The 2367-nt window shown below is 69.8% G+C and carries 3 protein-coding genes; 2 read left to right on the top strand and 1 reads right to left on the bottom strand.

All coding sequences use genetic code 11. From position 1 onward, the window contains the following. The first annotated feature begins 92 nt into the window (after positions 1-92). On the top strand, positions 93-1247 hold the full coding sequence (locus ACFTZL_RS44060) for an acyltransferase family protein (protein WP_382596024.1): 1155 nt from the start codon (positions 93-95) through the stop codon (positions 1245-1247). Positions 1248-1310: 63 nt separating this feature from the next. Further along, the gene (locus ACFTZL_RS44055) at positions 1311-2234 is read left to right on the top strand and encodes a class I SAM-dependent methyltransferase (RefSeq protein ID WP_382596021.1); all 924 of its coding nucleotides are present in this window, start codon (positions 1311-1313) and stop codon (positions 2232-2234) included. Positions 2235-2244: 10 nt separating this feature from the next. On the opposite strand, the gene ACFTZL_RS44050 is transcribed toward ACFTZL_RS44055, so the two are convergent. After that, positions 2245-2367 (bottom strand): TetR/AcrR family transcriptional regulator C-terminal domain-containing protein (locus tag ACFTZL_RS44050; RefSeq protein ID WP_382596027.1); only part of this gene is annotated, 123 nt, incomplete at its 5' end.

Genomic DNA, 2367 nt, shown 5'->3' with positions numbered 1-2367 from the left:
AGCGTCAATTCCCGCCCTAGGGTGACAGGCGGCGCCCTGCCCGCCCACAGGCGGCTCAGGTGAAGGACATACGAGCTACAGAGGTTTCCAGCGTGACCGAGACGGTCGTCAGCACTCGCAAGCCCCAGCCCGAAGTCACCGTGCTGGTCGACCCACCGGGAGCCACGACCGCCCCGCGGCGCAAGAGGGGCTCCGGCGGCCGCCTGCGTGCCCTGGACGGCCTGCGGCTGGTGGCCGCGCTGATGGTGGCGGCGTACCACTACGGCGGTCGCGACGGTGAGGTCTCCGAGGCCTGGGGCAGCTCGCCCAAGGTCCAGTTCCCCACCCTGCACGAGTTCTTCGCCTACGGCTGCCTCGGCGTCCAGGTCTTCTTCGTGATCAGCGGGTTCGTGATCTGCATGAGCGGCTGGGGCCGTCCCCTGAAGTCGTTCTTCGCCTCCCGCGCCTCCCGGCTGCTGCCCGCCTACTGGGTGGCGGTCGCGATAGTGACGGTGGTGTTCGCCCTGCCGGTGGTGGCCTACAAGGCGGTGTCACCGAGCGACGCGCTGGTCAACCTGACCATGCTTCAGATGCCGCTGGGCGTGGACCGGGTGCTCGGGGTGTGCTGGACGCTCTGGGCGGAGGTCCGCTTCTACGCGCTGTTCGCGCTGTGCGTGGTGCTCCCGGGGGCCAGCCGCCGCCGGGTGATCATGTTCTGCGCGGGCTGGATGCTGGCGGCGGTGATCGCGGACAACGCGAACATGCCGCTGCTCGACATCGTCCTGATGCCCGAGTACGCCCCGTACTTCATCGGCGGCGTCGGCCTCTACCTCGTCCACCTCGACCGGCGGGACGCCTACGCGTGGGGCATCGTCGCCGTGAGCTGGCTGATCGGGCAGCACTACGCGGTGCAGAGCCTGTGGCACGCCGCCGGTGCGGACGGCTTCTCCTACCGCTCCTCGACCGGCATCGTCCTCGTCGTGACCTTCGGCTTCCTGGCGGTCGCGGCGATCGCGCTGGGCTGGCTGCGCTGGGCCAACTGGGGCTGGCTGACGGTGGCGGGGGCGCTGACGTATCCGTTCTATCTCGTCCACGAACACCTCGGCTGGGTGGTGATCCACGCCCTGCACCGGGGCCTGGGCCTGCCATCCGGCGCGACATTCGCCCTGACCGCGGCCTCAATGCTGCTGCTGGCGTGGTTGCTGAACCAGTATGTGGAGAAGCCGCTGACGCCACGGTTGCGGGCCGTGCTGGCGAAGGATCGCTGAGCTGTTCACGGGACGTTCAACCGACCGTCGGTTTGGGCAACGCTCAGAGAGAAGGCTCGTCTCATGACCAACGCACAAGCGACCGACAAGCACCCCGGCGAACTCACCGACGTTCCCGGCTGGTTCCCGCCGCTGGACCAGATGCTGTTCACCTGGCTCCTGGAGCGGCAGCAGAAGCAGGACATAAAGGGTGACCTGCTGGAACTCGGCGTCTACATGGGCAAGAGCGCGATCCTGCTCGGCCACCACCTCCAGGACGGCGAGAAGTTCACCGTCTGCGACCTGTTCGAGGGCGACGCCCCCGACGGGGCGAACCAGGCGGAGTCGGCGAAGTCGTACGCCTCGCTGACCCAGCAGATCTTCGAGCGGAACTACCTGTCCTTCCACGACGACCTGCCCACGGTGATCGCGGCCCCCAGCTCCGTGGTGTCCGAGAAGGTGGCCCCGGCCTCCTGCCGCTTCGTCCACGTCGACGCCTCGCACCTGTACGAGCACGTGCACGGCGACATCGGCGCGGCCCACGACATCCTGGTGCCCGAGGGCATCGTCGTCCTGGACGACTTCCGCTCGGAGCACACCCCGGGTGTCTCGGTCGCCGCCTGGGAGGCCGTCCTCAACCGGGGTCTGCGCCCGATCTGCCTCAGCACGCAGAAGCTGTACGGCACCTGGGGCGATCCCGAGCCGCTCCAGGAGGAACTGCTCGACATGCTGCGGCAGCGCTCGGACGTCGGGCTGAGCGTGCAGTCGGCGGCCGGGCACCGGCTGGTCCGCGCCCGGTCCCGGGGCATGAAGCCGCCGCCGTTCCCGGCCTCCCGGCACTACGTGGCACCGCCGGCGGCATCGAAGGCCCCCGCCGCCGAGGTGACCGAGTCCCGTGCGGCGCGACCGGCCCGGCCCGCCCCGTCCCGGGCGCGCCGGCTCGCCAAGGACCTGCTGCCGCCCCTGGTCACCCGGGCCGTACGGCGGGCACGCGCGAACCGTTCCTGATGCCGGGGTGTCATGAGACCCCGTAGCGCGCCCCGATCCCGTCGATCACGAGGGCGAGTCCCTCCTCGAAGTGCTGTTCGTAGTCCTCGAAGATCTCCGCGCCCGCCTGGGCCGACAAGGGAAAGTCGGCCAT

The sequence above is a fragment of the Streptomyces sp. NPDC056948 genome, assembly GCF_042674225.1.
Taxonomy (GTDB): Bacteria; Actinomycetota; Actinomycetes; order Streptomycetales; family Streptomycetaceae; genus Streptomyces; species Streptomyces purpurascens.
This window is presented reverse-complemented; position numbering and strand designations above follow the sequence as displayed.

What these genes read in the sequence shown, in the direction of transcription:
- ACFTZL_RS44055 (WP_382596021.1), top strand. Translation starts at nt 1,311, where the DNA reads ATGACCAACGCACAAGCGACCGACAAGCACCCCGGCGAACTCACCGAC.